The 24,620-nt window shown below is 68.7% G+C and carries 17 protein-coding genes, 1 tRNA gene and 1 pseudogene; 5 read left to right on the top strand and 14 right to left on the bottom strand.

Features of this window, described 5'->3' with window-relative positions:
- Positions 1-122: 122 nt before the first annotated feature.
- The 4 genes from ACGGCP_RS26870 to ACGGCP_RS26855 all read right to left on the bottom strand — a co-directional run bounded on the left by ACGGCP_RS26870 (position 123) and on the right by ACGGCP_RS26855 (position 6,011).
- Positions 123-1,586: a family 43 glycosylhydrolase gene (locus ACGGCP_RS26870; RefSeq protein ID WP_392971831.1), complete on the bottom strand. Its 1,464-nt coding sequence runs from the start codon at positions 1,584-1,586 to the stop codon at positions 123-125.
- Between the two features lie 9 nt (positions 1,587-1,595).
- On the bottom strand, positions 1,596-2,966 hold the full coding sequence (locus tag ACGGCP_RS26865; protein ID WP_392971828.1) for a glycoside hydrolase family 43 protein: 1,371 nt from the start codon (positions 2,964-2,966) through the stop codon (positions 1,596-1,598).
- 135 nt (positions 2,967-3,101) lie between these two features.
- Complete coding sequence (locus ACGGCP_RS26860) at positions 3,102-4,331, bottom strand: DUF2786 domain-containing protein (RefSeq protein ID WP_392971825.1); 1,230 nt, start codon at positions 4,329-4,331, stop codon at positions 3,102-3,104.
- A gap of 129 nt (positions 4,332-4,460) precedes the next feature.
- Positions 4,461-6,011 (bottom strand): polysaccharide lyase family 1 protein, encoded by a 1,551-nt coding sequence (locus tag ACGGCP_RS26855; protein WP_392971822.1) that lies wholly within the window; start codon positions 6,009-6,011, stop codon positions 4,461-4,463.
- Positions 6,012-6,178: 167 nt separating this feature from the next.
- Between ACGGCP_RS26855 and ACGGCP_RS26850 the strand changes: the two genes are divergently transcribed.
- Complete coding sequence (locus ACGGCP_RS26850; protein ID WP_392971819.1) at positions 6,179-6,565, top strand: hypothetical protein; 387 nt, start codon at positions 6,179-6,181, stop codon at positions 6,563-6,565.
- Positions 6,566-6,622: 57 nt separating this feature from the next.
- Here ACGGCP_RS26850 and ACGGCP_RS26845 read toward each other — a convergent pair whose 3' ends face one another.
- The 3 genes from ACGGCP_RS26845 to ACGGCP_RS26835 all read right to left on the bottom strand — a co-directional run bounded on the left by ACGGCP_RS26845 (position 6,623) and on the right by ACGGCP_RS26835 (position 11,117).
- Positions 6,623-9,934: a discoidin domain-containing protein gene (locus ACGGCP_RS26845; RefSeq protein ID WP_392971834.1), complete on the bottom strand. Its 3,312-nt coding sequence runs from the start codon at positions 9,932-9,934 to the stop codon at positions 6,623-6,625.
- A 437-nt stretch (positions 9,935-10,371) separates the two neighbouring features.
- A tRNA-Gly gene (locus ACGGCP_RS26840) sits at positions 10,372-10,463 on the bottom strand.
- 15 nt (positions 10,464-10,478) lie between these two features.
- The gene (locus ACGGCP_RS26835; protein WP_392971816.1) at positions 10,479-11,117 is read right to left on the bottom strand and encodes a TetR family transcriptional regulator; all 639 of its coding nucleotides are present in this window, start codon (positions 11,115-11,117) and stop codon (positions 10,479-10,481) included.
- 76 nt (positions 11,118-11,193) lie between these two features.
- Here ACGGCP_RS26835 and ACGGCP_RS26830 point away from each other — a divergent pair, with 76 nt between their 5' ends.
- Positions 11,194-11,877 carry an NAD(P)-dependent oxidoreductase gene (locus tag ACGGCP_RS26830; RefSeq protein WP_392971814.1) on the top strand — a complete coding sequence of 228 codons (684 nt, stop codon included), beginning with the start codon at positions 11,194-11,196 and terminating at the stop codon, positions 11,875-11,877.
- 14 nt (positions 11,878-11,891) lie between these two features.
- Here the strand turns inward: ACGGCP_RS26830 and acnA are convergent, their stop codons facing one another.
- Genes acnA through ACGGCP_RS26800 form a run of 6 tightly spaced genes read right to left on the bottom strand, consistent with a single transcriptional unit; the run spans position 11,892 to position 20,755 of the window.
- Entirely contained in the window at positions 11,892-14,492 is a 2,601-nt protein-coding gene (gene acnA, locus ACGGCP_RS26825; RefSeq protein WP_392971811.1) for an aconitate hydratase AcnA, read from the bottom strand.
- A complete protein-coding gene (locus tag ACGGCP_RS26820) occupies positions 14,489-15,550 on the bottom strand; it encodes an Ldh family oxidoreductase (RefSeq protein WP_392971808.1) in 1,062 nt (353 codons plus the stop codon). The genes acnA and ACGGCP_RS26820 overlap by 4 nt, the downstream gene beginning before the upstream one ends.
- 4 nt (positions 15,551-15,554) lie before the next feature.
- A complete protein-coding gene (locus ACGGCP_RS26815; protein ID WP_392971805.1) occupies positions 15,555-16,631 on the bottom strand; it encodes an isocitrate/isopropylmalate dehydrogenase family protein in 1,077 nt (358 codons plus the stop codon).
- A gap of 13 nt (positions 16,632-16,644) precedes the next feature.
- Positions 16,645-17,772: an ABC transporter ATP-binding protein gene (locus ACGGCP_RS26810; RefSeq protein ID WP_392971802.1), complete on the bottom strand. Its 1,128-nt coding sequence runs from the start codon at positions 17,770-17,772 to the stop codon at positions 16,645-16,647.
- The gene (locus ACGGCP_RS26805) at positions 17,765-19,546 is read right to left on the bottom strand and encodes an ABC transporter permease (RefSeq protein WP_392971800.1); all 1,782 of its coding nucleotides are present in this window, start codon (positions 19,544-19,546) and stop codon (positions 17,765-17,767) included. Before ACGGCP_RS26805 ends, ACGGCP_RS26810 begins: the two co-directional genes overlap by 8 nt.
- A gap of 18 nt (positions 19,547-19,564) precedes the next feature.
- Positions 19,565-20,755: an ABC transporter substrate-binding protein gene (locus ACGGCP_RS26800; protein ID WP_392971797.1), complete on the bottom strand. Its 1,191-nt coding sequence runs from the start codon at positions 20,753-20,755 to the stop codon at positions 19,565-19,567.
- Between the two features lie 173 nt (positions 20,756-20,928).
- Here ACGGCP_RS26800 and ACGGCP_RS26795 point away from each other — a divergent pair, with 173 nt between their 5' ends.
- Positions 20,929-21,612 (top strand): GntR family transcriptional regulator, encoded by a 684-nt coding sequence (locus tag ACGGCP_RS26795; RefSeq protein WP_392971794.1) that lies wholly within the window; start codon positions 20,929-20,931, stop codon positions 21,610-21,612.
- A gap of 210 nt (positions 21,613-21,822) precedes the next feature.
- Positions 21,823-22,594, top strand: a pseudogene (locus tag ACGGCP_RS26790) (transposase family protein).
- A 12-nt stretch (positions 22,595-22,606) separates the two neighbouring features.
- On the opposite strand, the gene ACGGCP_RS26785 reads toward ACGGCP_RS26790, so the two are convergent.
- Positions 22,607-23,017: a hypothetical protein gene (locus ACGGCP_RS26785; protein ID WP_392971791.1), complete on the bottom strand. Its 411-nt coding sequence runs from the start codon at positions 23,015-23,017 to the stop codon at positions 22,607-22,609.
- Between the two features lie 294 nt (positions 23,018-23,311).
- On the opposite strand from ACGGCP_RS26785, the gene ACGGCP_RS26780 reads away from it, so the two are divergent.
- Positions 23,312-24,235 (top strand): hypothetical protein, encoded by a 924-nt coding sequence (locus tag ACGGCP_RS26780; protein ID WP_392971788.1) that lies wholly within the window; start codon positions 23,312-23,314, stop codon positions 24,233-24,235.
- Positions 24,236-24,620 lie beyond the last annotated feature (385 nt).

The raw sequence follows: 24,620 nt of genomic DNA, 5'->3' as shown, positions 1-24,620 counted from the left end.
TTGCGACCCCGAGACCTACTCCGGTCCTCTCGGATCTCGAACGCCATCACAATCCCTTGTAGAACAAGGTGTTGCAACAACCCCTAGAACCCAAGTCACGCGCCGGGGGCCGTTTCGTTCGGTCAGGAGGTGACGCGGAAGGTCGCGTCGGCTCTGCCGAGGGTTGTGGTGATCGGGTCGATCCTCAACAGGTAATTGTCGTGGCGGAGGTAGCGGGTCGGGAAGTTGTAGGACTGGAACGACGACCAGGTGGCGTCAGCGAGGCCGGGCACCTGGCGGAACGTCGCGTCAGCCGCGAACAGGGCCGTGCCGTCGTTCGGGGCCAGGACCATGTCGTAGTTGGAGTGGCGCAGGTAGTGGCCCGGGAAGTTCACCGATTCGAACGAGACGTAGCCGGTCCCGGCGAGACCGGGCACGAGGCGGAAGCGCCCGTCCAGGGCCGGGGTGACGGCCGCGTCGATGCGGATGTCGTAGTCGGCGTGGCGGACGTAGCGGTCCTGGAAGTTGTAGGACTGCAAGCGGTTCGAGGGCGGCTCCGACTCGCCTGAAGGCACCGGGAGCACTGTGGACTTGGAGACGGGCCGCCCGAAGTTCGGCGTGCCGTCGGCATTCCAGGTGAACTCCTGGATGCGGGTGTCGCGGGTGTTGCCACAGCCTTCCGAGGCGGCGTCGTTGGCGTGGTAGACGATCCAGTCCTCGGTGCCGTCGGGCGACTTGAAGAACCCGTTGTGGCCCGGGCCGTAGACCCCGGCCGCGTCGTTGCGTTCGAAGACCGGCGTGGACTTCTTGGTCCAGGCGCTCGCGGCGAGCGGGTTGGAGCCGGTGAGCTCGAGGAGGCCGAGCTTGTAGTCGGGCGTCCCGCAGTTGCTCGCCGAGTAGGTGACGAACGTGCGCCCGTTGTGCTGCAGTACGGCCGGGCCCTCGTTCATCGGGGTGCCGACGTTCTCCCAGGCGTGCTCGGGCGTCGAGATCATCGTGCGGGCGCCGGTGACCGACCAGGGCGTGCCCAGGCGGGCGATGTAGATGCTCGGGTCGTTGCCGGTCCACTGGCCGGGCACGCCCGACCACAGGAGGTACTGCTGATTGGCGATGGTGACGACGCTGCCGTCGATGCCCCACCAGTCGTTCGCTCCGAACACCATGCCCTTGTAGGTGTACGGCCCCATCGGGTCGGTGCCCGCGCTCTCGGCGACGTGGACCCGCTGGTCCTCGATCCCGGCGGCGCCCGCCGAGTAGTAGATGTACCAGCGGGGCCCGTTGGGGCCGTTGATGAAGTGGAACTCGGGCGCCCACACGTAGTGGTCGCGGTCGGCCGGGAAGTCGGTGAAGACCGGGACGGCGGCGGCGTTCTTGAGCCCCGCGATCGTGGCGGCCTTGCGCATCGTGAGCGGGCCGGTCCAGGTCGTGGTCATGAGGTAGTAGTAGCCGTCGTGGTAGGTCATCCACGGGTCGGCGCCGGAGGCGTTGAGCGGGTTGGTGAACGTGGCCTGCTGGGCCTGCGCGCCCGAGGCGGTGATGAGGGATCCCAAGAGCAGCAACAGGATCGACGCGAGGCACAGGGCCGCGCGGCGGAACGTCGTCGTCACGGCGGCCTCCTAGTAGGTGACGCGGAACGTCGCGTCCGCGCGTCCGGTGGCGTCGGCGACCGGGTCGATCCGCAGGACGTAGCCGGAGTGGCGCAGGTAGCGGTCGGGGAAGTTGTAGGAGCGGAACGAGGTCCAGGAGGCGTCGGCGAGTCCCGCAGTGCGGGTGAAGGTGGCGTCCGCCGCGAACTGGGCCGTGCCGTCGTTGGGGTCCAGGCGGATCGCGTAGTTCGCGTGGCGCAGGAACCGGCCCGGGTAGTTCACGGACTCGAACGAGACGCCGGAGGCGTCGGCGAGCCCGGCGCGCAGGCGCCACTGCTGGTCGGCGGGCGGTTCCATCGGGAACGGGTCGATGCGGCCGACGCTGTCGGCGTGGCGCACGAAGCGGTCGGGGAAGTTGTAGGACTTGAGGCGGTTCCATTGCGGTGCGCCCCAACGGGTCACGAGCGCCGCGCGCTCGGCCTCGGTGATCGGCACGATCCCGGCGTGCTTGCTGCTCATCGGCGCGGTGTAGGCGCGCTGGTTGAGCGCCGTCCAGGAGTTCCCGCCGATGTCGGCCGAGCTCCAGGCGTAGAACACGGCGTTCGCCGGGCTGAAGGAGTCGCCCCAGAGCCAGAACGTGTTGGCGCTGTTGGACTTGACGAGGATCGGCGCTTCGATCGCCGAGCCCTGGCGCAGGCCGCTGGTGAGGGTGGTGAACGTGTTCGGCTGGCCCGTGGCCGAGCGGGAGACGTAGAGGAGGTTGTTCGCGAGGTTCTTGTACGCCAGGTAGAACGCGCCGTTGTGGACGAGGACGTCGCCGTCGAGCACGTTGAAGCCGGGGTCGAAGAAGACCTGCGCGGCGCCCATGTTCACGAAGTCGAGCGTGTAGTTGACCATGAAGACGTCGCGGGTGCCGTTGTTCGCGGAGTAGACGACGGCGTAGCGCCCGCGCGTCGGGTCCCAGAACGCGGTCGGCGCCCAGGAGTGGGTCGCCATGTCGTGCAGCTTGACCCGCCGGTAGCCGGTGAAGCTGCGCAGGTCCGCGGAGTCCCACACGTGGATGTACTGGTTGTTGAGGTTGAAGACGCGTCCTTTGAGGTCGGTCGCGAGGACGGTGAAGGTGCCGTCCTGCTTGCGCAGGATGAACGGGTCGCGCAGGCCCTGCATCCCGGCGGTGGGGGTGGCGACCGGGTTGTTCTGGTTGAGGGGCGTCCATTCGAGCCCGTCGGCGCTGACGCCGAGGTGGAGTGCGTACGAGTCGTCGGTGAGGTTCGGCGACTCCTTGAAGTAGGCCATGGCGTAGGCCGCGTACGACTGGGCGTGCGCGGCGTTCGGTGCGCTGACTGCGGCGGCGACGGCCGAGGCCATCGCGGTGGTCAGGATCGTGCGGCGTGAGGGCATTCTCGAATGCCTTTCTGCTGTGAGGGAACAGAACGGAAGACGCGGAGCAGCCGGGGGTGACCGCTAACATGAGTGCTTCCGCCCAGTGTGATCATTCACATTGAGAAAGTCAAGACCTTCGATGCCTTGTTCGGTTCAGCGGCGGGTGATCGGCTCGGGGGCCGTGAGGCGGGCGGCGTCGGCGGCGGCGAGGCCGGCGACGTGGCCCTCGTAGTTGGTGATGCGGGTGCCGCGCCCCATCTTGAGGCGGGGGAAGAGCTCGGTGGTGCGGGCGTCGACGCGCTCGTCGCGCTGGCGCATGACCGGGACGAGGTCGGTGCCGGTCTCCTCGGTGAACTCGCGCTCGGTGTCGGCGGCCGACTCGCGCAGGCGCTCGCCGATGCGCATCGCGAAGGACGCCAGGAACGACTGGCGGAACGAGCGGGTCTGCGACTTGCCGCGGCGCGCGGAGACCGAGCCGACGCGGGTCATCGCCGAAGTCGCCTGCACGAGCAGGGAGTTGAAGAGCAGTTCGACCGAGCGGAGGTCGGCGCGGTCGCCGATCAACGTGGTGAAGCCGCCGTCCGGCCAGTACACCGAGCGGCAGTGGTTGGCGTCGGCGATCTGGGCGAGGAGCTCGGACTTGGGCTGCTCGTAGGGGCGCTCGATGATGACGCGCAAAGCTTCGGGCTCGCGCTTGCCTTGGCCCGCTTCGGAAAGGAGCGCCTCGTTGATGCTGTGGCGGGCGATGAGCTGCTGCGCCTTCGCCGTGAACGCCTCGGCCTCGGCGTCGGAGTCCGTGGACTCGGCCTTGGCCAGGAGCGCCCGGATCTTCTCGTACACGCGGGAGGACTCGGCGACGCCGAGCCCCGCCGCGACGAGGATGTCGCCCGGGAGCGGCTCGACCTTCGGGATCTTCGGAAGCGTGTTGAGGAAGTCGAGCGCTTCGAGCACCGCCGCCCACAGCACGATCCGGTCCCAGCGGCCCAGGCCCGCGCTCGCTTTCACAACGCCCGCATCGGAGACGATCGCGGCGAGCTCCTCGCGGTGCACCTTCCACCGGTCGCTCAGCTCGTGGTCTTTGTAGCGGACGAGCTGGCCGCGCATGATCACGGCGCCCGCCTGCACCGCTTCGGCGGTGAGGGCCTTCCGCAAGGCGCTCAAGGCCTCCCGCGGCATCCAGCCCCACTCCCAGGCGCGCAGGGCGGCGTCGTCGCCGAGGTCGCCGAAGACGTGGGCGAGCGCGGCGGGCCAGGCGGGATCGTCGGAGACGCCTTCGAGCGCGGAGGCGGTGTCGACCCAGTCGGCGTGCTGCTGGAGGGCGTCGAGCACCGCGTAGCGGGCGCGCCCCGCGAGCGGCAGCGCGTTGAGCTCGTCCTGGTTCACCGTTCCCCCGATTCCGCGCACACGGAAAGCCCCGCGAGCACTCCAGCGACTGTATCAAAGTCGCAGGTCACGGGGCCAGTGTCGTGGCGCACCCCGCGCGGATGGCGTCCGCGCGGGGTGCGGTGAGGGTCAGGCGAAGACCTCGAACTCGGCGATCCTCGGCGTGCCGCTCGCGCTAGTGATCACGAAGTTGACCTTGGTCGTGGAGACGGCGGTGAACGAGATCACCCCGGCTCCGGTGCCCGAGGCGAGCACCGCGCCGGTGGCGTTGTTCACGACCTGCCAGTTGTCGATGTTGCCTTCGTATCCGGCGGCTTCGCGGATGTTGACCGTGTCGATCGTCTTGGCCGTCGACCACTTGACGGAGACGCGGCCGGTGGTGCCGCTCGGCGACCAGTACGTGCTCATGTTCCCGTCGATGACGTTGCCGTAGCTGGTCCCGTCGGCCTTGCTGGAGCCGTCGGCGCCCGCGCCGATGCTCAGGTTCGTGCCGCCCGGGGCCGGACTCGTGCCGGGGTCAGTCGGACCAGTGGTCGGGCTGGTGGTCGGGGTGGTCGGGTTCTGCGAGGGGGTCTGCACGGAGCAGCTGCCGTCGGAGACCTGGAGGCCCTTGTTCGCGCCCGCCGTCTGGGCCACGATGGTCGGCACGCACGAGGCGTTGTCGAGGGCGTAGCTGTAGGGGATGCTCACGGTGGTCGTGGAGGCCATGGCCGGTCCGGCGGGGTAGTTGTCGGTGCCGGTGGCGGACCAGGTCACGTTGTCGAGGATGTTCCCGCTGGTCTGCCAGGTGCCGCGCTCGGAGGTGTAGAAGGTGCCGAGGACGTCCTTGGAGTCCTCGAAGTAGTTGTTGTCCACTTTGGCCTTACCGCCGGCGCGGGAGTTGATGCCCGACTCGACGATGCCCGAGTAGTGGTTGTTGTAGACGTGGGCGGTGCCGCCGCGCAGCAGCGGGACCCGCGAGTTGAGGTTCTGGTACAGGTTGTGGTGGTAGGTGATGAAGGAGTTCGACACGTCGGTCTCGCTGGAGCCGACCAGGCCGCCGCGCTCGGAGTTGCGCAGGATCGAGTAGGAGAGCGTGACGTACTTGGTGTCGTTCTTCATGTCGAAGAGGCCGTCGTAGCCTTCGGCTTCGCCGCCGGAGGCCTCGAGGGTGGTGTGGTCGACCCAGACGTTGCGCACGCCCGACTCCATGCCGATGGCGTCGCCGCCGTTGGAGGTCGGCGAGCCGGACTTCTTGACGTTCTTGATCGTGACGTTCTGGATGATGATGTTGCTGGACTCGCGGATGTGGATGCCGATCTGGTCGAAGACGGCGCCGCCGCCCACGCCGAGGATCGTCACGTTGCTGACGCCCTTGAGGTCGATCAGGGTGTTCCCGACGTCGCAGCTGGAGCCGGACACGTCGGCGGTGTTGCCGTGGTTGATGGTGCCCTCGACCTGGATGATGATCGGGGTGCTGGTGCTGGCGCGGTTGCACAGGGCCTGGTTGATCTGGGTGCCCGTGGTGGCCTTGACGACCTGGCCGCCCTGGCCGCCGGTGGTGCCGCCGTTCTGGGTGGCGTAACCGGTGACGCCACCGGTTGCCGCCGAAGCGTTCGTGGTCGAGAGGGCTACGCCTGTCGCGATGACGGCGGCGGTGGCAAGCACCGCCGCGAGCCCGCGAGCTGTTCTTCGTCTCATCGGCACATCTCCAATTTCGTGAGGGGAAATCGATGTATGTCGATAAGTTTAGGAAAGGGCTTTCCCTGGGTCAAGGCTTTCACTGCAACCGTTTGCGAACAAGGTCGGCCGGACTGAGGCGCATGAGCCGGGTGGGTCAGATGTGGGACGCGTCCAGGTAGTCGGCCATGGCCTGCGACATCCTTTTCGGGGAGCGCACGCCGCGCAGCACCTGCTGCATCGCCGCCCTGGAACAGGATCTGCACCGGGAGGTCGGCGATGACACCCCAGGCGCCGGCGGTCTCGGGCGCCCGCGCCCCGTCGACCACGCCGATCTCCAGGCGGGTGCCCGTCATCCGGTCGAACTCGGTGAGCTGGCGGCCGAACACCTGGCCGCTCAGGTCGTCCGCGCTGCCGAACACCAGGAGCCGCAGGCGCGGCTCGGCGAGGAAGCCGGGGACGGTCGCGTCGTCGCGGTATCGGGCAGGGCCTCGACCTGCTCCGCGTCGGCCCGGTCGATCGTCAACCGCGCCTTGTCCCGATCACCGGCGGCTGCCCCCGCCGAAGAGTGCTGAACCGCTCGCGCGACGCCCCCGCCGAGTCGCCTCGGCGGGGGCGTCAGTGTCCTTCCGCTAGTTGAAAACGAGCTCGAACGTGCTCGTGTTGTTGCGGACGTCCTCATGGTTGCCGCTCAGCTCGAGGCCGTTGAACACCGCCTCGCCGACGGCCGGGCCCTGGCCGGGCTCGGGCATCTCGTTCGCCCAGATGCCGATGCCGGACTTGGCCTCGAACTCGTCGCCGCTCAGCCGCGCGCCGGTGACCGAGACGTCCGTGAAGACCGTGTCGGCGACCGGGTACTCCGGTTGGCCGCCGGTGTACTTGGTCTGGAACATGATCCCCGAGTACGTCGGGTCGACGATGTCCACATCGGTCAGCCTGATCCCCTGGAACACCTTGTCCGCCGAGAAGATCCAGACCGCCGGGAACGTCTGCGCGCCCCAGAAGTGCCCGCCCGCCCTGACGACCGAGATGTTCGTGAAGTCGGTCGTGGGGCTGGCCCCGAAGCCGTCCATCGGGTAGCCGAAGTCCAGCGAGCTGATCGTGATCCCCGAGTACACGAGCGTGTCGGCGATGTGGATGTCCCGGAACGTGTTCCCGGTCCCGCCGTAGACCGCCAGCCCGGCGGCCCGCCAGGTCAGGATCGACGTCAGGTTCTCGTACACGTTCCCGGACTGGAGACCGCCGCCCGAGTCGGTGGCGGCGAACAGCGCGAAGCTGTCGTCGCCGGAGGCGCGGGACTCGACGTTCCGCACGAGGTTGTCCGTGCTCCCGTTCGTCATGTTGATCGCGTCGGCGAACAGGTTGCGGGCCCGGGAGTCGGTGATCGTGACACCGTCCATGTTGGATCCACAGAACATGCAGACCTGGTGCTCGGTCCACGTGTCGTCGATCGTCATGTCCGAGACGTTCTGCCAGTCGAAGACCTTGCCGGGGCCGTCGATGCGGGTGGTGTAGTTCCCGAAGTAGGCGAAGCCCGAGAACACGGAGCCGTTCGCGGTGGCTTCGGCGCGGAAGCCCACGTCGGTGTTCTCCTGGCTCTGCGGCGCGTAGAACCGGGTGAACCAGGGCCCGGCGCCGATGATCTCGACGGCCTTGCCGTACACCTGGAACTTCTGCGCGGTCGCGTAGTCGCCCGCGGGCAGGTAGACGCCGCGGAGGGTCCCGGTGGTGTCCATGCGCACCTTGTCGAGCGCGCTCTGGACGTCCTGGTGGGTGAACCCGGCGGGCTCGACGTACCGCGACGGGTCCGGGTTCGGGACCGGCGCGGCCTCTTCGAGGCTGATGAAGTCGATCGCGTAGTAGGCCGCGGTGTTCGCCGCGTCCTTCTGCAGCCGGATCGTGCTCCCGGCGGGAATCACGTCGTCCAGCAGGACGTTCGCCTCGTCGTAGATGTGGCGCGCCGGGCCCGAGCTCGGCGAGTTGTTCGGGCTCGCCTCGGCCCCGTACAGCCACGCGTACTTGGAGGTGAGCGTGATCGGCTGGAGGTACTGCCCGTCGACGTAGAGGTTCAGTGTGGCGGTGATGCCGCCGCCGCCCGCGGCGTCGGGGATCGCGAACCTGGTGACGAGCGTGTTGGTGTCGGTCGTCGTCGTGAACTGGACGTACTCGCCGGTGCCGTCGAGGACGACGGCCTGGCGGCCGCTCGCCTCGCCCGCGAGGTCGCCGATCTCCCGGTTGGGGCTGAGGACCTGAGCGCCGCCGCCGGTCGCGGCGTGCTCGGCCTCGTCGAGGGTGAACGGCATGTCCGCGCCCCGGCCCACCGAGAGGGACCTGACCGCGGTGTTGTTGCCCTGCTTGATCTCGTGCTCGTTGCCGTCCACCCCGATCGCGACCTCGAGGTCGTACTGGCCGTCGGCCGCGGTCCAGGAACCGAGGTCGATCGGGCCGGAATCGGCCCCGGCGGCGATGACCCCGCTGTATGAACCGGACAGGGTCTTCACGACTGCGCCGGTCTCGCTGTTCACGAGCTTCGCGGTGACGCCGTGCGCGCCGCCCGCCGAGTCCTGGCTGCCCTGGTTCCGGACCGTCACCGAGAAGTCGACGACGTCCCCGGCCGAGGGGCTGCTGGGCGTCCAGGCGATCGCGGAGGACACCAGGTCGGACGTGGCGATCGCGCTGACCGCCAACGGATCCGCGTGCGTGTACTCATTGTTGGACTCATCGCTCTCGGCCACGGATGCGTTCGGGTCGACCGTCGCCGCGACCTCGTGGTCGCCAGCGGTGAGCGATCCGACCGGGACTTCCACTATGGCTGCTGAACCGGCGGCCAGGCCGCCCACGGCGACGCTCCCAACCGGCTCGCCGTCGATGGAGAGGTCCACGGCGGTGGGCGGGGAGGCGACCTCGCCGGTGTTCTCGACGCGCGCCGACAGAGTCACGTCGTCGGTCTCGACCGGGGCGGCCGGGCTCCACGAGAGCTCGGCGACCCGCAGGTCCGGCGCGGGCGCGGCCTCGCCGAACACCTGGAACTCCGCGACCTGCCCGTTCGGGGCGCCGGTGTTCGCGGTGAACTGCAGCCGGACCTCGCCGTAGGTGCCGGAGACCGGGATCGTCACGGTGTTGCCCGAGGCCGGGTCGAAGGGGTACGCCGCCGACGCCTTGATCTCGGTGAAGGACCCGCCGCCCGCGCCGCGCCCGAGCACCGAGAACGTCTGCGTCCGTGGGGACCAGGCCGGGTCGGGGTTGAGCTTGACGACGACGCGCTCGAGTTCGGCGTTCGCGGCGAGCGCCACGGTCAGGGTGCTCGGGTAGGCGCCGTTCGCGCCCTCCCAGTACGTCGTCACGTTGCCGTCGTTGGCGTTCGCCGCCGCGTACGTGTACACAGTGGACGATGCGGTGATCGGCTTGCCGACCGCCAGCTCGCCGGTCTGCGACGGCGCTCCGGCCTCGCCGTAGACCTCGAACTCCGCGACCTGCGCGGCGGGCCAGCCGGTGTTGGCGGTGAAGACCAGCCGCACGTACCGGACGCTCGCCTCGTCCAGCGCGATGCTGACGGTGTTGCCGCTGCCGGGATTGAAGGTGTAGCCCTGGGAGGCCTTGAGGGTGGTGAAGGACGACCCGTCGGCGCTGCCGCGCACTTCGAGGGTCTGGGTCCGGGTCTGCCAGGCCGGGAGCGCGGGCAGCTCGAGGACGATCTCGCCCACCTCCGCCGCGGCACCGAGGTCGACCTGGAGCCACTGCGGGAAGGCGCCGCTGGCGCTCTCCCAGTAGGTGCCCTGGTTCCCGTCGGCGGCGTTGCCCGCCGTGTAGCCCTGGACGCTGCTGCTGGCGGTCATCGTCTTGCCCGCCGCCAGGTTGGTGTCGGCCGCTTGCACTGCCGCGACCGGCACGAGCGCTGCCGCCGCGGCGACGACCGCAGTCGCCGCCGCAAGGGCGAGGCGCATGAATCTCATGATGGCTCCTTGTTCGGGGGGAGACGCATTCGCGGTCGCTGCGGCATTGCGCCAGCGGTCAGCCGAGCACGCCACAGTAGACCGACGAGCGTCGATCATGAAGGAAGATTGAAGGTATGAAGTGGCTGGATGATCGAGGTTTAGCGCTATACCTAATCGCCGATTCTAATCCGACGAAATCACACCTGTCAATACATCACTGACGAATGCCGCCCCAGTTCCCCATGGGAGCGATAGGCATATTCGCGCCCCCACTCTGGCAAACGCTTCAGATCCCCCACGGCCCCCGCCGGGCGAGAGCACCCGGGCGCCACGAACGCGGACACTCGAACCCCGGACACGAAAAAAGCCCCGGCAACCTGGCGTTTCCGCAGGTCAGCGGGGCTTGGTGGTGGAGGCTCTGCTGGAGATCCTCCTCCACTTCGTTGCGGAGGATATGGGATTTGAACCCATGATCGGGTATCACCCGAAACCCGCTTAGGGAGGCGGGTGCCAAGTTCTTTGTGTGAGCGTCTCCTACCAGGCAATATGCGGTTCAGGTGCGCAGTGAGGGCAGTCCGGCGGCGATGGCCGCGAGCATGCGGCGCATGGTCGGCTCGAACGGGGGCCGGGCGGCGGCGAGTTCGGGGTGCTGGTCGTACACCTCGGTGAGTACCGGCGGCGGGTGGTTCGCCGGGTAGAGGAGCGCGGCGAACCCGATGGCGGCGATGACGAGTTCGGCGCCTTCACTCTCGTGGAGCGACAAGGCCCCGGAAACGGCTGAACCGAGCTCGCCGATGACGGCGACCATGGTCCGCTTGTACGCCAGCGCCGCTGCGTGGGAGGCGTTGTGCTCCAGGCTGGTCGAGTCGTGGCTGAGGAGGTCGCAGAACAGTGGCCGGGCCGCCAGCGTCTCGACCAGGGCGTCGACGGCGTCGTCTCCGGCCGCTAGTCGATGGAGGACGGCTTCGCGCCACTCGTTCCAGCCTTCGGCGGCGAGTTCGAGGTAGATCTCCTCGCGGGTGGCGAAGTAGCGCGCGATGTTGGACTTGGCGAGTCCGACTGCAGTAGCGACGTTGCCGAGGCTGACGCGGCCCACCCCGGACTCGGCGGCGAGCGTGCGCGCCGCGTCGAGGATGGCCTCGCGGCGCTGCTGCTTCTGCTCGGGCCGCCTGGCCCGCACGAACTCGGTCATGGTGCCGTCATCCTAGCCTCAATTTTAACAGAACACCGTTCACTTGTTTAGAGGACGATGTTCTGTTAATTTGAGGATGGTCGAGCGAGCCGCGACCAAGCGGCCGCCGATCACGCACAAGGGGTTCATCGCTATGAAACTGCTCGTCCTCGGCGCGACCGGTCCGACCGGCCGCCACTTCCTCGACATCGCCCTGGACGCAGGCGATGCGGTCACCGCCTTCGCCCGCAATCCGGCCGCCCTCGCCGAGTACGGCGACCGTCTGGCGGTCGCGAGCGGCGACGCCACCGCCCATGCGGACGTCGCGGCTGCCCTGGCCGGCCAGGACGCGATCGTCGTGGCCCTCGGCCGCGCCGCCTCGACCAGGGCCGACGGCCTGTTCTCCCGCGCCGCCGCGGCCGTGATCAGCGCGGCGAAGGAGTCCGGCGTCAAGCGCCTGGTCTGGCTGTCCTCGTTCGGCGTCGGCGACTCCTACCGCCAGGCGAGCACCACGCAGAAGCTCATCTACCGCACGCTCCTGCGAGACATCTACGCCGACAAGCGCCTCGCCGAGGAGGAGCTCCAGTCCAGCGGCCTGGACTGGACCATCGTCTACCCCACCAGGCTCACCCACGGACCCGCCGCAGGCCGGTTCAAGACCGGGGACCGCCTTCCCATGCGCGGCAACCCGACCGTCAGCCGCGCCGACACCGCCGCATTCATGCACCAGACCCTCCACGGGACCGAATGGATCGGCCGCAGCCCGATCGTCACGGACTGATCCACCCGAGCGGGTCAGGCCGCGAACCTGGTCCGCAGGACGTAGGGCATGATGCCGCCGTGGCGGTGGTAGTCGGCCTCGCGCGGCGTGTCGAGGCGGATCACGGCCCGGAAGGGCGTGCCATCGGCCTCAACTGCGGCCCCATCTGCGGAGAGCCGGATCGTGTACTCCTCGAGTCCGGTGAGGCCGAGCGTCTCGGCATTCTCGCCGGGGAGGAACTGGAGCGGGAGGACGCCCATGCCGATGAGGTTGGAGCGGTGGATCCGCTCGAAGGACTCGGCGATGACGGCCTTGACGCCCAGCAGCGCCGGTCCCTTCGCACCCCAGTCCCTTGAGGATCCGGTCCCGTACTCCTTGCCCGCCAGAATGATCAGCGGCACCCCGGCCTCGCGGTAGGCCGTGGCGGCCGCGAACACCGTGGTAGTCCTGCCCTCATGGAGGGTGTAGCCGCCTTCGGTGCCGGGCACCAGTTGGTTGCGCAGCAGCCCGTTGGCGAAGGCGCCGCGCATCATGACCTCGTGGTTGCCGCGGCGTGAGGCGTACGTGTTGAACTCCGGGCGCGGGACGCCCCGTTCGCCGAGGTAGCGCCCGGCCGGGCTGTCGTGGCCGATCGCCCCGGGCGGCGACATGTGGTCGGTGGTGATCGAGTCGCCCAGCTTGAGCAGGACTTTCGCGCCCGTGATCGCCGTCGCCGGTTGCGGTTCCGGGGTCATTGCGTCGAGGTAGGGGGGCCTGCGCAGGTACGTGGACTGCTCGTCCCACGCGAAGGTTCGGCCCGCTGGGGCCTCCAGGTTCCGCCACTGGTCGTCGCCGCCGAACACGTCGGCGTAGGCACGGGTGAACATGTCGGCGTCGAGAGTGTCGGCAATGACCGCGTTGACCTCCTCGGCGTCCGGCCAAAGCTCAGCCAGGAACACAGGCTCGCCGTCTCGCCCGGTGCCGAGCGGTTCGGCGGTGAGGTCGGCGTCCACCGTCCCGGCCAGGGCGTAGGCGACCACCAGCGGTGGAGAGGCCAGGAAGTTCATGCGCACTTCGGGGTTGATGCGCCCCTCGAAGTTGCGGTTGCCCGACAGGACCGAGGCGACGGCGAGCTCGCCTTCGGCGACGGCCCGGGACACCTCGGGGATGAGCCCGCCCGAGGCGCCGATGCAGGTCATACACCCGTAGCCGGTGAGGTGGAAGCCAAGGGCGGCAAGGGGCCCGGTGAGACCGGCCCGGTCCAGGTAGTCGGTGACGGTGCGCGAACCTGGCGAGAGGCTGGTCTTGACCCACGGCTTCGGTGCGAGTCCGCGTTCGACCGCCCGCCTGGCGAGCAGGCCCGCGGCGACCATCACCGACGGGTTGGAGGTGTTGGTGCAGGAGGTGATCGCGGCGATGGCGACCGCGCCGTGGTCGATCACGTGGCTCGAACCATCCAGCTTGACCGGGTTGGCGGGCCGGTCGAGCGATTCGCGGAAGCGCTCCTTGACACCGCCGAGCGCGACCCGGTCCTGGGGGCGGCGAGGCCCGGCCATGGACGGCTCGACCGTGCTCAGGTCGATCTCCAGCGTCTCCGAGTAGCGCAGCTGCACTTCAGGACGGTGCCATAGGCCCTGCTCCTTCGCGTACGCCTCGACTAGGGCCACATGCTGTTCGGGCCGTCCGGTGAAGCGCAGGTACCGGAGCGTCTCGGCGTCGATGGGGAAGTATGCGCAGGTGGACCCGAACTCGGGGCTCATGTTGGCGATGGTGGCACGGTCGGGGATGCCCAGGGCGGCCACGCCGGGCCCGGTGAACTCGGTGAACTTGCCGACGACCCCGAGGCGGCGCATGCGCTCGGTGATCTGGAGGACCAGGTCGGTGGCGGTCGCGCCCGGCGGCAGCGCCCCGGTGAGGCGGACGCCGACCACTTCGGGGATCAGGAGCGAGACCGGTTCGCCGAGCATGGCCGCCTCGGCCTCGATGCCGCCGATGCCCCAGGCGAGCACGCCGAGTCCGTTGACCATCGTGGTGTGGGAGTCGGTGCCCAGGCACAGGTCCGGGTAGGCGCGGCCGTCGCCGGTCATGACCACGCGGGCGAGGTGCTCCAGGTTGACCTGGTGCATGATGCCGGTCCCGGGCGGGACCACGGCGAACCCGTCGAGCTCGTTCTGGCCCCATTTGAGGAACCGGTACCGCTCGGCGTTGCGCTCGTACTCGCGTTCCTTGTTGCGCTGCATGGCATCCGGTCGGGCGAAGAAGTCGGCCACGATGGAGTGGTCGACCACCAGTTCGGCCGGGATCAGCGGACCGACTTCGGACGGGTCGCCCCCGAGGGCGGCGACGGCGTCGCGCATGGCGGCGAGGTCGGCGACGGCGGGGACGCCGTTGGTGTCGTGCAGGAAGATCCGGGCCGGGTTGAGGTCGATCGCGGTGGTGAAGGAGGCCGGAGCGCCCCAGTCCAGGAGCGCCTGGACGTGGGCGGCGGTGACGGCGCGCCCGTCCTCGTGGCGCAGCAGGTTCTCCAGCACGATCCGCAGGCTGTAGGGCAGGTCGGCCGGGGCGAGGTCGGCGATCCGGTGCACCTCGTAGCGCTCGCCCGCGAGGGTGAGCCCTGCGGCGGTGCCGAAGCTGTCGAGTGCGCGGGCCGTGGTCATCGGTGTCCTTCGGGGTGGTCGAGCGGGAACGGCAGGCCGCAGTCCGCGGCGAGGTCGCGCAGTCCGGCAATCGTCTTGGCGGGCACGGTGATGCCGGTGCGGCGGCACTCGGCCTCGCGGCGGGCCTCGGGTTCCCCTGGGTGGAGGATCTCGGCGGCGCCGGGTGCGAGCGGCACGGCCTTCGTGGCGGCGATGAGGTCGGCCAGGCGCTCCTCGAACTCGGCGGGATCGGCGACCGCGTCGACGCGCAGCGCCATGGCCAGATGGCCGCAGCCGCTGCGCTCGTCAGGAACGTAGGGGCCGTTGACGCCGGTGCCGTAGGCGCTGCCGGTGAGCACCCCCGAGAGGACGTCCATCATGAACGCGATGCCGTACCCCTTGTGGCCCGCCATGGGCAGCAGCGTCCCGGCGAGGGCCAGGTCGGGATCGGTGGTCGGCCGCCCAGCTGCGTCGGTGGCCCAGTCGGCGGAGATCGTGCCGCCGCTCTCGCGGGCGGCGTAGATCTTGCCGCGGGCGACGAGGGTATTCGCGATGTCGAGCACGACCGGGCCTTCGGGCCCGGGCACCGCGATCGACCACGGGTTGGCGCCGATCGCCTTCTCGCGCCCGCCCCACGGCGCCATCGCGGCACTGCCGTTGGTCGTGAGGATGCCGACGCAACCGGCTGCGGCCATCCGGCGGGTCCAGTACCCGGCCATGCCGAAGTGGTTCGAGCGCCGCACGGCCACCGCGGCGATCCCGTGCCGCTCAGCGCGTTCGACCGCGAGTCGGCAAGCGTGGTCGGCGACGACCTGGCCGACACCGTCACGCCCGTCCACCACGCAGACGGCCCCGAGGTCGGACACGGTCTCGGGCGCGGTCCGCGCCGCCATCGCCCCTGACTGCAATCGCGCTGCGTACCAGCTGAGGCGGAGCATCCCGTGGGAGGAGTGGCCCTGGAGGTCGGCGGCGACGAGGCTCTCGGCCACCAGGCGCGCGTCGCCGCCGGGGACGCCGAGCGCGGCGAGTACGTCGGCGCCGAAGGCGGCCAGGCGCGCCGCGTCGATCGGTGCGGCCACCGCGCTACCCCCGCCCGATCGCGGCCACCACGGCGGCGGTGAACTCGATAGTCGATGCGGTGCCGCCGAGGTCGACGGTGCGGGTCCCCGCGGCGACGGCGGCCTCGACGCCCGCTTCGAGGCGCGCGGCCGCATCGGCGGCCCGCTCGTCCCCATGCCTGCCAGCGAGCCAGCGCAGCAGCATCGCGGTGGAGAGCATCATCGCGGTCGGGTTGGCGATGCCCTGCCCGGCGATGTCGGGCGCCGAGCCGTGGGAGGCCTGCGCCATCGCGCGGGACGCGGAGGCATTGAGCGACGGCGAGATCCCGAGCGACCCGGCCAGTTCCCCGGCCAGGTCGGACAGGATGTCGCCGAACATGTTCTCAGTGCAGATCACATCGAACTCGCCGCCGCGGCGAACCAGGTGCGCGGCCATGGCGTCGATGTGGAAGTCATCGACCTCCACGTCCGGGAAGTCCAGCCCCACCTCGAAGCAGACGTCCCGGAACAGGCCGGTGGTCAGTTTGAGCACGTTGGCCTTGTGGACGATGCTGACTCTCCCATTCCTGCTGCGCGCCAATGCGAACGCTTCGCGGGCGATGCGCTCGACCGCGTCACGGGTGACGATGCACATGGCGATCGCCGTGTCGGAGGTCGGCATGAACTCGCCGGTCCCGGCGAAGGTGCTGCGGTCGGCGTAGAAGCCCTGCGTGTTCTCGCGGACGATCACCAGGTCCATGTCGGGCACCACGGCCGCCGCGCCGGCGAAGGCCTTGGCGGGCCTGATGTTCGAGAACAGGTCGAAGCGCTTGCGGATGGTCCCGCTCGAGTTCAGCGCCGAACGGTGCGGCTCGGGGTAGGCGGCGCTGTCGTGGGGCCCGAGGATCCAGCCGTCGACGTCTTCGAGGGCGGCCAGCGTGGGTTCGGGTGCGGCACTGCCGTATTCGTCGATGGCGTCTTGGCCGATCGGCAGGTCGAGCCAGCGGATCGGCGCCATGCCGGCCGCCGCCGCTGCGGCGTCGGCCGCACGTACGGCGGCGGGGACGATCTCGGGCCCGATCCCGTCGCCGCGCAGCGCGGCCAGGCGGAGTCCAGTGGTCATGGTGTTCCTTCGTTCAGTCGGCGAGCGCGAGCAGGGCGTCCTCGGCAGCGGCAGGGACGGCGGCCTCGGCGAACAGGCGGGCGTCCTCAGGCCCGAACACCAGGGCGGCATCGCCCTCGATGCGGGAGCTGGCGCTGTCGACGCGCACCACGTGCTCGCCGAGCCGCATGTGGTACTCGTAGCGCGAGCCCACATAGGAGCTGGTGAGCACTTCAGCGCGCAGCGCGTTCATCCCGGCGTGCTCAGCGCCGACGCGGACCGCCTCCCACCGCTCGGGCCGCACCGCGACGGTGACGGCCTCGCCATGGGCCGCATCGAGGTCCGAGACGACCTCGACCGTGCCGACGTCGCCGTCCAAGAGCACCGCGATCTTCCCGTCGCGGCGCTGCGCGACCGTGCCGGGCAGGAAGCTGCACCGGCCCACGAACGCCGCGACCTCGATCGAGGCGGGCGTCTCGTAGATCTCGGTCGGGGTGCCGACCTGGAGCAGGTTCCCGTCGGACATGACGGCGATCCGGTCGGAGAGCGCCAGGGCCTCTTCCTGGTCGTGGGTGACGTACACCGTGGTGATGCCCAGGTCCTCCTGGAGCTTCTTGAGCCAGGCGCGGGCCTGCTCGCGCAGCTTCGCATCCAGATTGGACAGCGGCTCGTCGAGGAGGAGCACCGAGGGCGAGTAGACCAGGGCCCGCGCCAGGGCGACGCGCTGCTGCTGGCCGCCCGACAGCTGGTGCGGGTAGCGGCTCTCGAGCGCGGCGAGCCCGACCTTGTCGAGGGCGTCGGTGATGAGCCGTTCGCGTTCGGCCCTGCCGACCTTGCGGAGCTTCAGCGGCAGTGCGAGGTTCTCGGCGATCGTCTTGTGCGGCCACAGCGCGTAGGACTGGAACACCATGCCGAGGTTGCGTTCCTCGGGCTGGAGGAACACGCCTTTCGCGGCGTCCACGAACGTCTGCCCTCCGACGCTGATCGCGCCGCCGGTGGGACGTTCGAGACCGGCCACGCAGTTGAGCGTCGTGGACTTGCCGCAGCCGGAGGGGCCGAGGAGGGTGAAGAACTCGCCGTCGGCGATGTGCAGGTCGACCTCGTCGAGGACCGTGTTCTCGCCGAAGTCCTTGGCCAGGGCGGTGATACGGACATCAGGCATTCTCGTGCCCTTCCTTTGTGTTGCGCATGAGCAGTCCCGCTAGCCCGACGAAGGCCACGGTGATCGCGATCTGGAGCACCGCCATGGCGGCGACCGAGCCGGTGTTGCCCTGCTTCCAGAGTTCGAGCATGGTGGTGCCGATGACGTTGGAGTCCGCGGAGGCGAGGAAGACCGCCGGGGAGTACTCCTTGAGGATGATGACGAAGGTGAGGATCAGCGCCCCGCCGAAGGCAGGGGTGACGAGGCGTCCGAGGACGCTCCAGAAAGTGCGGATCCAGTCGGCACCCGAGACGCGGGCGGCGCTGTCGAGTTCAGTCCCGATCTGCATGGTGGACGGCGCGATCGAGCCGAACGCGCTGGGCAGGGCCCGGACGCTGAAGCCGATGATCACCGCCGCGAGGGTGCCCTGGATGAGCCCGCCGAGGCCGAACGGCAGGAACGCGAAGGCCCAGAACATGCCGATGCCGACGATGATGCCCGGCATGGCCTGGGGGGCGAGCGACAGGTATTCGACGGTGCGGCCGTAGCGGAACGTGGAGCGCCGGGCGACCATCACCGCCGCCACGGCCAGGACGCTGACGGTGACCGCGCCGACCGCGGAGACGATGATGCTGTTGGTGATCGACTGGGTGTAGGCCGCGTAGGAGAAGATCCGCTCGTAGTTCTCCATCGTCAGCGTCTTCAATGGCGACTGCAGCGGCGTGAAGATCAGCGTGAAGGACCGGAACGCGAGCCCGCCGAGCGGGATGAGCGCGCCGAACACCAGGTACACCGCGATGAACGCCGCGCCGACCCATTTGAGACGGCCGATGTCCAGGCGCCGGGGCCGGGTGGCCTTGCCGCGCACGGACACGAACCGCTGCGCGTTCTTGAGCAGCTTGGCCTGCACCAGCACCGCCACGACCGTGAGCGCCAGGATGAGCACCGAGGCGGCGCCCATCACGCCGTAGTCGGGATGCAGCGACTTGAGTCCATTGTGGTATAGAAAGGTGGAGAACACGTCGATGCCCACCGGCTGACCGTAGATGAGCGGGACGCTGAGGGTCTCCAGAGAGATCGAGAAGACCAGGATCGCGCTGTAGACCATCGGCGGACGCAGCATCGGGATCACCACCGAGAACAGCACCCGCAGCGGGCCCGCACCGCACACCTGGGCGGCGCTCTCCAATGACGCATCGGAGCGGCGCAGCGCGTTGGCGCAGAACACATAAGCGATCGGCGCCAGCGCCACCGCCTCGGTCAGGGCCATCCCCGGGATCGAGTAGAGGTTCCACGGAACCGTCCCGACCAGGTCGCGCACCCACACGCTCACGAACCCGGCCGGGCCGTACATGGTGATCCACCCGAACCCCAGGATCAATGAGGAGATGAAGAACGGCCACTGCATACCCATGGCGAACAGCCGCCCGCCGGGGAGCCTGGTGCGCACCACCATCACGGCCATCGGCACCGCGAACGCGAGACTGAGCACCGTGGTCAGACCCGCGAACAGGCCCGTGTTGAGCGCGACTTGCGCGAAGTCGGCCTCGGTGAACAGCCGCACGTAGTTGTCGAGGGTGAACAGGCCCCCGGCCTCGTACAACGGCCGGTCACGCACGGACTGGACGAGGGTCGGGACGACCGGCGCGAGGGTGAACAGCGCGACGACGACCAGGACCGCCCAGTACGCGAGGTGTTCGCGGCCGAGACCGAAGGGCCGCCGGTGGCGAGGCGGCCGCCCCACCGGGTCGGACTCGGGCCGCTTCGGTGCGGCCTTCACTGCAGTGACTGTCATGTCGTTTCCGTTCCGGCGCTAGCTGTCGAGCAGGCTGTTCCAGCGGGTGGTGAACTCCGCCGCGTCCGTCTCGTTCACTTCCACGTACTCGGCGAAGACCACGCCCTCCTCGCCGACGGCCGCGACGACCTCCTGATAGGTGTGCAGGCCCTCGACCTGATCGACCGAGTCGCGGTAGGAGGTCAGGCCGCCTTCCGCGACGGCCCGCTGGCCTTCCTCCGAGAGCAGGAAGTCGATGAAGAGCTTCGCGGTGTTGGGGTGCGGCGCACCGGAGGCGATGCCGGCCCCGCGCGGGAGCACGACGGTGCCATCCTCGGGGAAGACCACCTCGAACAGGCCTGCGGAGTCCTCCACCAGCGGGTAGGCCGGGGCGGCGCTGATGAAGAACCCGACCAGGTACTCCCCGGCGAGGATCTTGTCGTTCTGGGTGCCCGAGGAGGTCTCGGGGCGGGCCAGCGGAAGGATCTGTCCGAGCGCGTCCCAGGCGGCGGGGTCCGCTTCGGTGAACGCGTGCGAGACGGTGAACCCGAAGGCGCCCTCCACGTCCCGCGCCGTGATCTTCTCAGCGAACGCGTCGGGGTCGGCGGCGACGATCTCGGCCAGGTGCGCGATCCCCTTGGGCTTCTCGGGGATCAGCGAGGCGTTGTAGGCGATGACCATCGGGTCGGTGGACATGGCGTAGACGCTCGGGAGCAGCTGCGCGAACTCGGGGAGCTGCTCCAGTTCGGGCGAGGCGTACTCCAGCAGACGCCCGTCCTCGGCGGCGAACTCGGCCCAGGCCTGTGCGGCGTTGGAGACCACCAGGTCGGCAGGGGAGCCGCCAGTGGCCTGCTCGGAGAGGACCCGCTGGAAGACCTCGTCGCTGTCGAGGTTGTTGGCGGCGATGTCCTTGACCCACTCGTACTTCTTCTGAAAGTCGCGGAATACCGGGGCCCAGTTCTCCTGGTCGGTGTTCGAGTAGATGGTGAACTCGCCACCTTCGGCCTCGGCGGCGGCGATGAGCTGGGCGTACTCGGCCGGGTAGTAGTCGGGAACGGCCCCGACATCGATGGTGTTCTCCGGCAGCGGGGTCTCCTCCTCGCCGCAGGCGGCGAGGGCGCCGCCGACAGCGGTGGTGGCCGCGATGCAGACGAACCGGCGGCGGCTGAGGGACGGGGCGGGCGAGAGATCGAGCCTGGCGGCTCGGCGAGGGGGTTTGCGGTCGGGCATGACTGCCGCTCCTTTGCGGTCGCGTCGGACGTGACCGGCCCCACGCTACAGGTTATAACCTATAATCGTCAACGCAAGATTCCCGCCGCATTTCCAGGTTCGGCCTCGCCGACCTAGTAATGTGAGTTCATGACGGGCGATGTAGGCTATAACTTCTTTTGAAGGAGGCCCCTATGGTGCAGCCCCAGGCCGCGGTGTCGACGAAGAGCGAGTACGCCTATCAGGTCCTGCGCGAGCAGATCCTCTCCGGCGCGCTCGAACCGGGCCAGGTCCTCAACCAGGCCACGCTCGCCCCCTCCCTCGGCGTCAGCACCACCCCGCTGCGCGAAGCGCTGCGGCGCTTGAGCACTGAGGGCCTGGTCGAACTGGGAGCCCACCGCGACTCCCGAGTCGCGCCCCTCACAGCGGAGGAGGCCCGCGACCTGCTAGAGATGCGCCGCTCCCTCGACCCGCTCGCCGTCTCCCTCGCCGCCGAGCGACGCACCAAAGAGGACATACGGGCCATGCGCGAAGCGGCCGAGGGCCTCCAGCCCTTGCACTACGACCCGAGCGTCGAACAGCTCATCGCCCACCGCCGCCTCCACGCCGCGATTTACCGCGCTTCGCACAACGACCTGCTCATCGCCACCTTGGACGCCTTGTGGGACAAGGCTGACCGCTACCGCAGACTCGGCCTGGAGGTCCCGCACACCGAGGACGAACGCGACCTGAAGGCCGCCGAACACGCCGACCTCATCGACAACATCGTCGCCGGGGACGCGGACGGCGCCGCAGCGGTCATGCGCCGCCACATCAACACCAGCCTCGGCGCCAAAGCCGCTTCCCGCCTCAGCGCGGCCCCGATCCCTCGCCAGTAGCGGACGCCGAGACGGCGTTTCCTCCAGCGGCCCGCGAATCGGTTCCGACACTCCCGGTTCTCAAGCCCGAGAAGCCGACCTCGTCAGCACCCAAATCGCAGCGCGAGAACAGTGAGCCCTTCTCATCCTGGGTGAGTTCCGTTGCAGGGTAGGGAAGAATCTCCTGGTAGAACAGGGTTGCTGATTTCCCTTGCCGCCCAGGAGCTTCGAGTGCTTTTGTACCAGGCCGCGCTGCCGCTGTCGAGCCGCACCCTGAACTACGCCGCCCGCCTCATCCGAGCCCACCGCCAGGCCATCGGGTCGCGCTGGAGGGTCCTCGACCTCGGCGCCCAGGCCCTGCTCACTCTTGCCTACCTGCACCAAGGCCACACTTACGACCAGCTCGCCCCCGGATTCGGCATCTCCCGCGCCACCGCCGCCCGCCGCATCCACGAGACCATCGACCTCCTCGCCGCCTGCGCGCCGAAGCTCCGTGCCGGCCTGCAACGGGCGAGGCGCTCGGCCCGGGGTTACGCGATCGTCGACGGCACCCTTATCCCCACCGACCGCCTCGCCGCCGACCGGCCCTACTACCAGGGCAAGCACCGCTGCCACGGCATGAACCTCCAAGCGGTCGCCGACCCCGACGGCAACCTGCTCTGGATCTCCGGGGCGATCCGCGGCTCGATCCACGACACCGCCGCGGCCCGGATCTGGCAACTCCCGCGCCTACTGCGAGCACGGCCTGTTCGCCTTGGCCGACAAGGGGTACCAGGGCCTGGACCCCAACCTGGTGGTCACGCCCTACAAAGGGAAGGGCAAGCCGGAGTACCAGAAGGCGCACAACCGGCTCCACGCCCGCCTCCGAGGCCCTGGCGAGCGCGTCTTCGCGGAACTGAAAAAGTGGCGCGTCCTGCGGAAACTCCGCTGCGACCCACACCGAGCCACGCAGATCGCCCGCACCGTCGCAACCCTCAATCGCCAAGAACGCCATCCAGGCTGAGTCGGTATGGACTCAGACAGCCAGAGGAGTCGGTACAGCGTTCGCACGCCCGTAGGTAAGCACCCTGGCGAGGACCTCACGGAACAAGGTGATGTCTTCAGCAGGAGCTTCAAGGACGGCTTCGATCTCGCCGTCGCTCAACCGCAGGTCGTCAAGTGCCTCGGGATCGAGCACGACCCGGAGCACATTACCTGCTAGAACAGCTTCGCGCACACAGCCATAGGCAGTCCCTTGCCCGGCCGTGACCAGGCAGTGCGTATCCATCCCCAGAGCGATCTCCTGATCGTCCGGCTCTTCCTCTCCGGCCATGAACATCAAGATGAAGCCGCTGCCGTCTTCGCCCTCGGCGAGAGCGGCTTCCGTGAAGTACCCGTCAGGGTCGATCTCTGTTCTGACTGCGCGGGCGGTGAATCGGAACGTCACCCTGAGATCTTATCGAGCACTGAGGTTTGCCCCGGCGATGTCCGGATCGCACCGGCGCTACCTGCCAAGAGCCATGGTCGCTTGTTGAATCCGGGAGAGGCAGGTTGAGAAAGCCTCATTGTGCAGGCTCGGGCGCGTTCGGTGCATCGTGCCCGTTGATGAGTACCCCTATGACAGCGAACTCCTCTTACTCTTAGGACAGAGTGAGCCATCTGGCAAGCAGCGGAGCGCAGAACATGGCGTCGATGCCGGCACTCTTCGGCTGGTTGCCACGTCGATCGGAGGCTGATCCGTTTGCTGACCTCGTTCCTGCCCGGACTGCGGCAGCTTCGTGCGCCCTTGGCCGCCGGCACCATCTGGCTCGTAGCCTTGTGGATTGCCTGGGGAAGACGCCACCCCGGCTACGGACTCCCCGCTGACTTCACAGCAGACGTTGACCGTCTCGCGGGATCCCTCGGTGCGGGAGCGGTCCTCGGGGCGCTCGTGTTCGCTGCATACTGCATCGGCATCGTCTGGACGAACCTCCAGTACAACGTCATCGCGATCGGGGGCGTCCTGCTACGCCGCCACACACCGCAGCTCGCACACCGTCTCGCCACCTCACGAATCATTCCCAACTGGCGACGGAGAACTCTCCGATCCTTCACCACCGCGGACGGCTACCACGCGCAACTTCTGGGAAAGCTCGGAATGCAACGGCCCGACCACACGCCGAGCGACCCTGACACACGCAGAGCAGTCCTGCGAGCGCTTGAACAAGACCTGGAATGGGTCAACACCGTCGTCCCCGACCAGGCGCCCGCGCTGGCCGACCAGTATGCCCGCGCACAGGTCGAATCCCGGTTCGCAGCGGCACTCGCCATCCCGCTTCCGGTATGCGCGGTGACTTTCATGGTCGCGGTAATGCCAGGTTGGTCCGGAGTGCTGTGGGGAGCGGTCATCAGTGCGGTGGGCGCCTATGGATTGTGGTGGGCTGCCCAGAGCATGCGAGTGCACGCAGTTCGGATCATGCTGGAGGCCTTCCACATCGGCATACTCCATGCACCCGCCTTGACAACACTGGGACTGGAACTCTGGGGGCCTGTCGAGGATCCACAACAGACGGTTGGCGATGGCAATGCTTTGCCTGACACGCATCAGGCGGTCTCCGAAGGAATACAACAGCTCAGACAGCGGCGAAACGAAGGCACGGGCTCCTCTTCTCGCGCCGCGACATAGCCTCCGTTCCGAGCGATCTCGTTGCCCACGGGACTGGGCCACCGCGGCCCGAGCTGCAGATTCAGCGGGGGGCTCCAAGGAGACCCCGGCGAGTCTCGGAGTGATCGATCTGGTGGTCTTTCCTCCGCTCCCGTTCGGGCGAGACGGATTTCATCCTCGCGCATGGAGGCGCCAATCCGGTGCTGTTCCACATCGAGGGCGGCATCGAGGAGCCGATCCGCAAGGCGCGTCAGGTCGCTGCGATCGGGAACCTCGTCGCGCACGACAAGTATGAAGAGCACATACGGGTCAACCTGTGATGCCCCCGCTTTTCCGGACACTCGTTTTCTTGTTTTTGTAGGATCACACCCCGCCTGGACGGGGTTGTGGTAGAACCTCGTGTTTT

The sequence above is a fragment of the Glycomyces sp. NPDC048151 genome (assembly GCF_043202775.1).
In the GTDB taxonomy this organism is placed as follows: Bacteria; Actinomycetota; Actinomycetes; order Mycobacteriales; family Micromonosporaceae; genus Glycomyces.
This window is presented reverse-complemented; position numbering and strand designations above follow the sequence as displayed.

Excerpts from the sequence above, each read along its gene's own strand:
- ACGGCP_RS26865 (WP_392971828.1), bottom strand. The coding sequence starts at position 2,966 with ATGCCCTCACGCCGCACGATCCTGACCACCGCGATGGCCTCGGCCGTC.
- ACGGCP_RS26855 (WP_392971822.1), bottom strand. The coding sequence starts at position 6,011 with ATGAGACGAAGAACAGCTCGCGGGCTCGCGGCGGTGCTTGCCACCGCC.
- ACGGCP_RS26850 (WP_392971819.1), top strand. The coding sequence starts at position 6,179 with ATGGCCTGCGACATCCTTTTCGGGGAGCGCACGCCGCGCAGCACCTGC.
- ACGGCP_RS26845 (WP_392971834.1), bottom strand. The coding sequence starts at position 9,934 with ATGCGCCTCGCCCTTGCGGCGGCGACTGCGGTCGTCGCCGCGGCGGCA.
- ACGGCP_RS26835 (WP_392971816.1), bottom strand. The coding sequence starts at position 11,117 with ATGACCGAGTTCGTGCGGGCCAGGCGGCCCGAGCAGAAGCAGCAGCGC.
- ACGGCP_RS26830 (WP_392971814.1), top strand. The coding sequence starts at position 11,194 with ATGGTCGAGCGAGCCGCGACCAAGCGGCCGCCGATCACGCACAAGGGG.
- acnA (WP_392971811.1), bottom strand. The coding sequence starts at position 14,492 with ATGACCACGGCCCGCGCACTCGACAGCTTCGGCACCGCCGCAGGGCTC.
- ACGGCP_RS26815 (WP_392971805.1), bottom strand. The coding sequence starts at position 16,631 with ATGACCACTGGACTCCGCCTGGCCGCGCTGCGCGGCGACGGGATCGGG.
- ACGGCP_RS26810 (WP_392971802.1), bottom strand. The coding sequence starts at position 17,772 with ATGCCTGATGTCCGTATCACCGCCCTGGCCAAGGACTTCGGCGAGAAC.
- ACGGCP_RS26805 (WP_392971800.1), bottom strand. The coding sequence starts at position 19,546 with ATGACAGTCACTGCAGTGAAGGCCGCACCGAAGCGGCCCGAGTCCGAC.
- ACGGCP_RS26800 (WP_392971797.1), bottom strand. The coding sequence starts at position 20,755 with ATGCCCGACCGCAAACCCCCTCGCCGAGCCGCCAGGCTCGATCTCTCG.
- ACGGCP_RS26795 (WP_392971794.1), top strand. The coding sequence starts at position 20,929 with ATGGTGCAGCCCCAGGCCGCGGTGTCGACGAAGAGCGAGTACGCCTAT.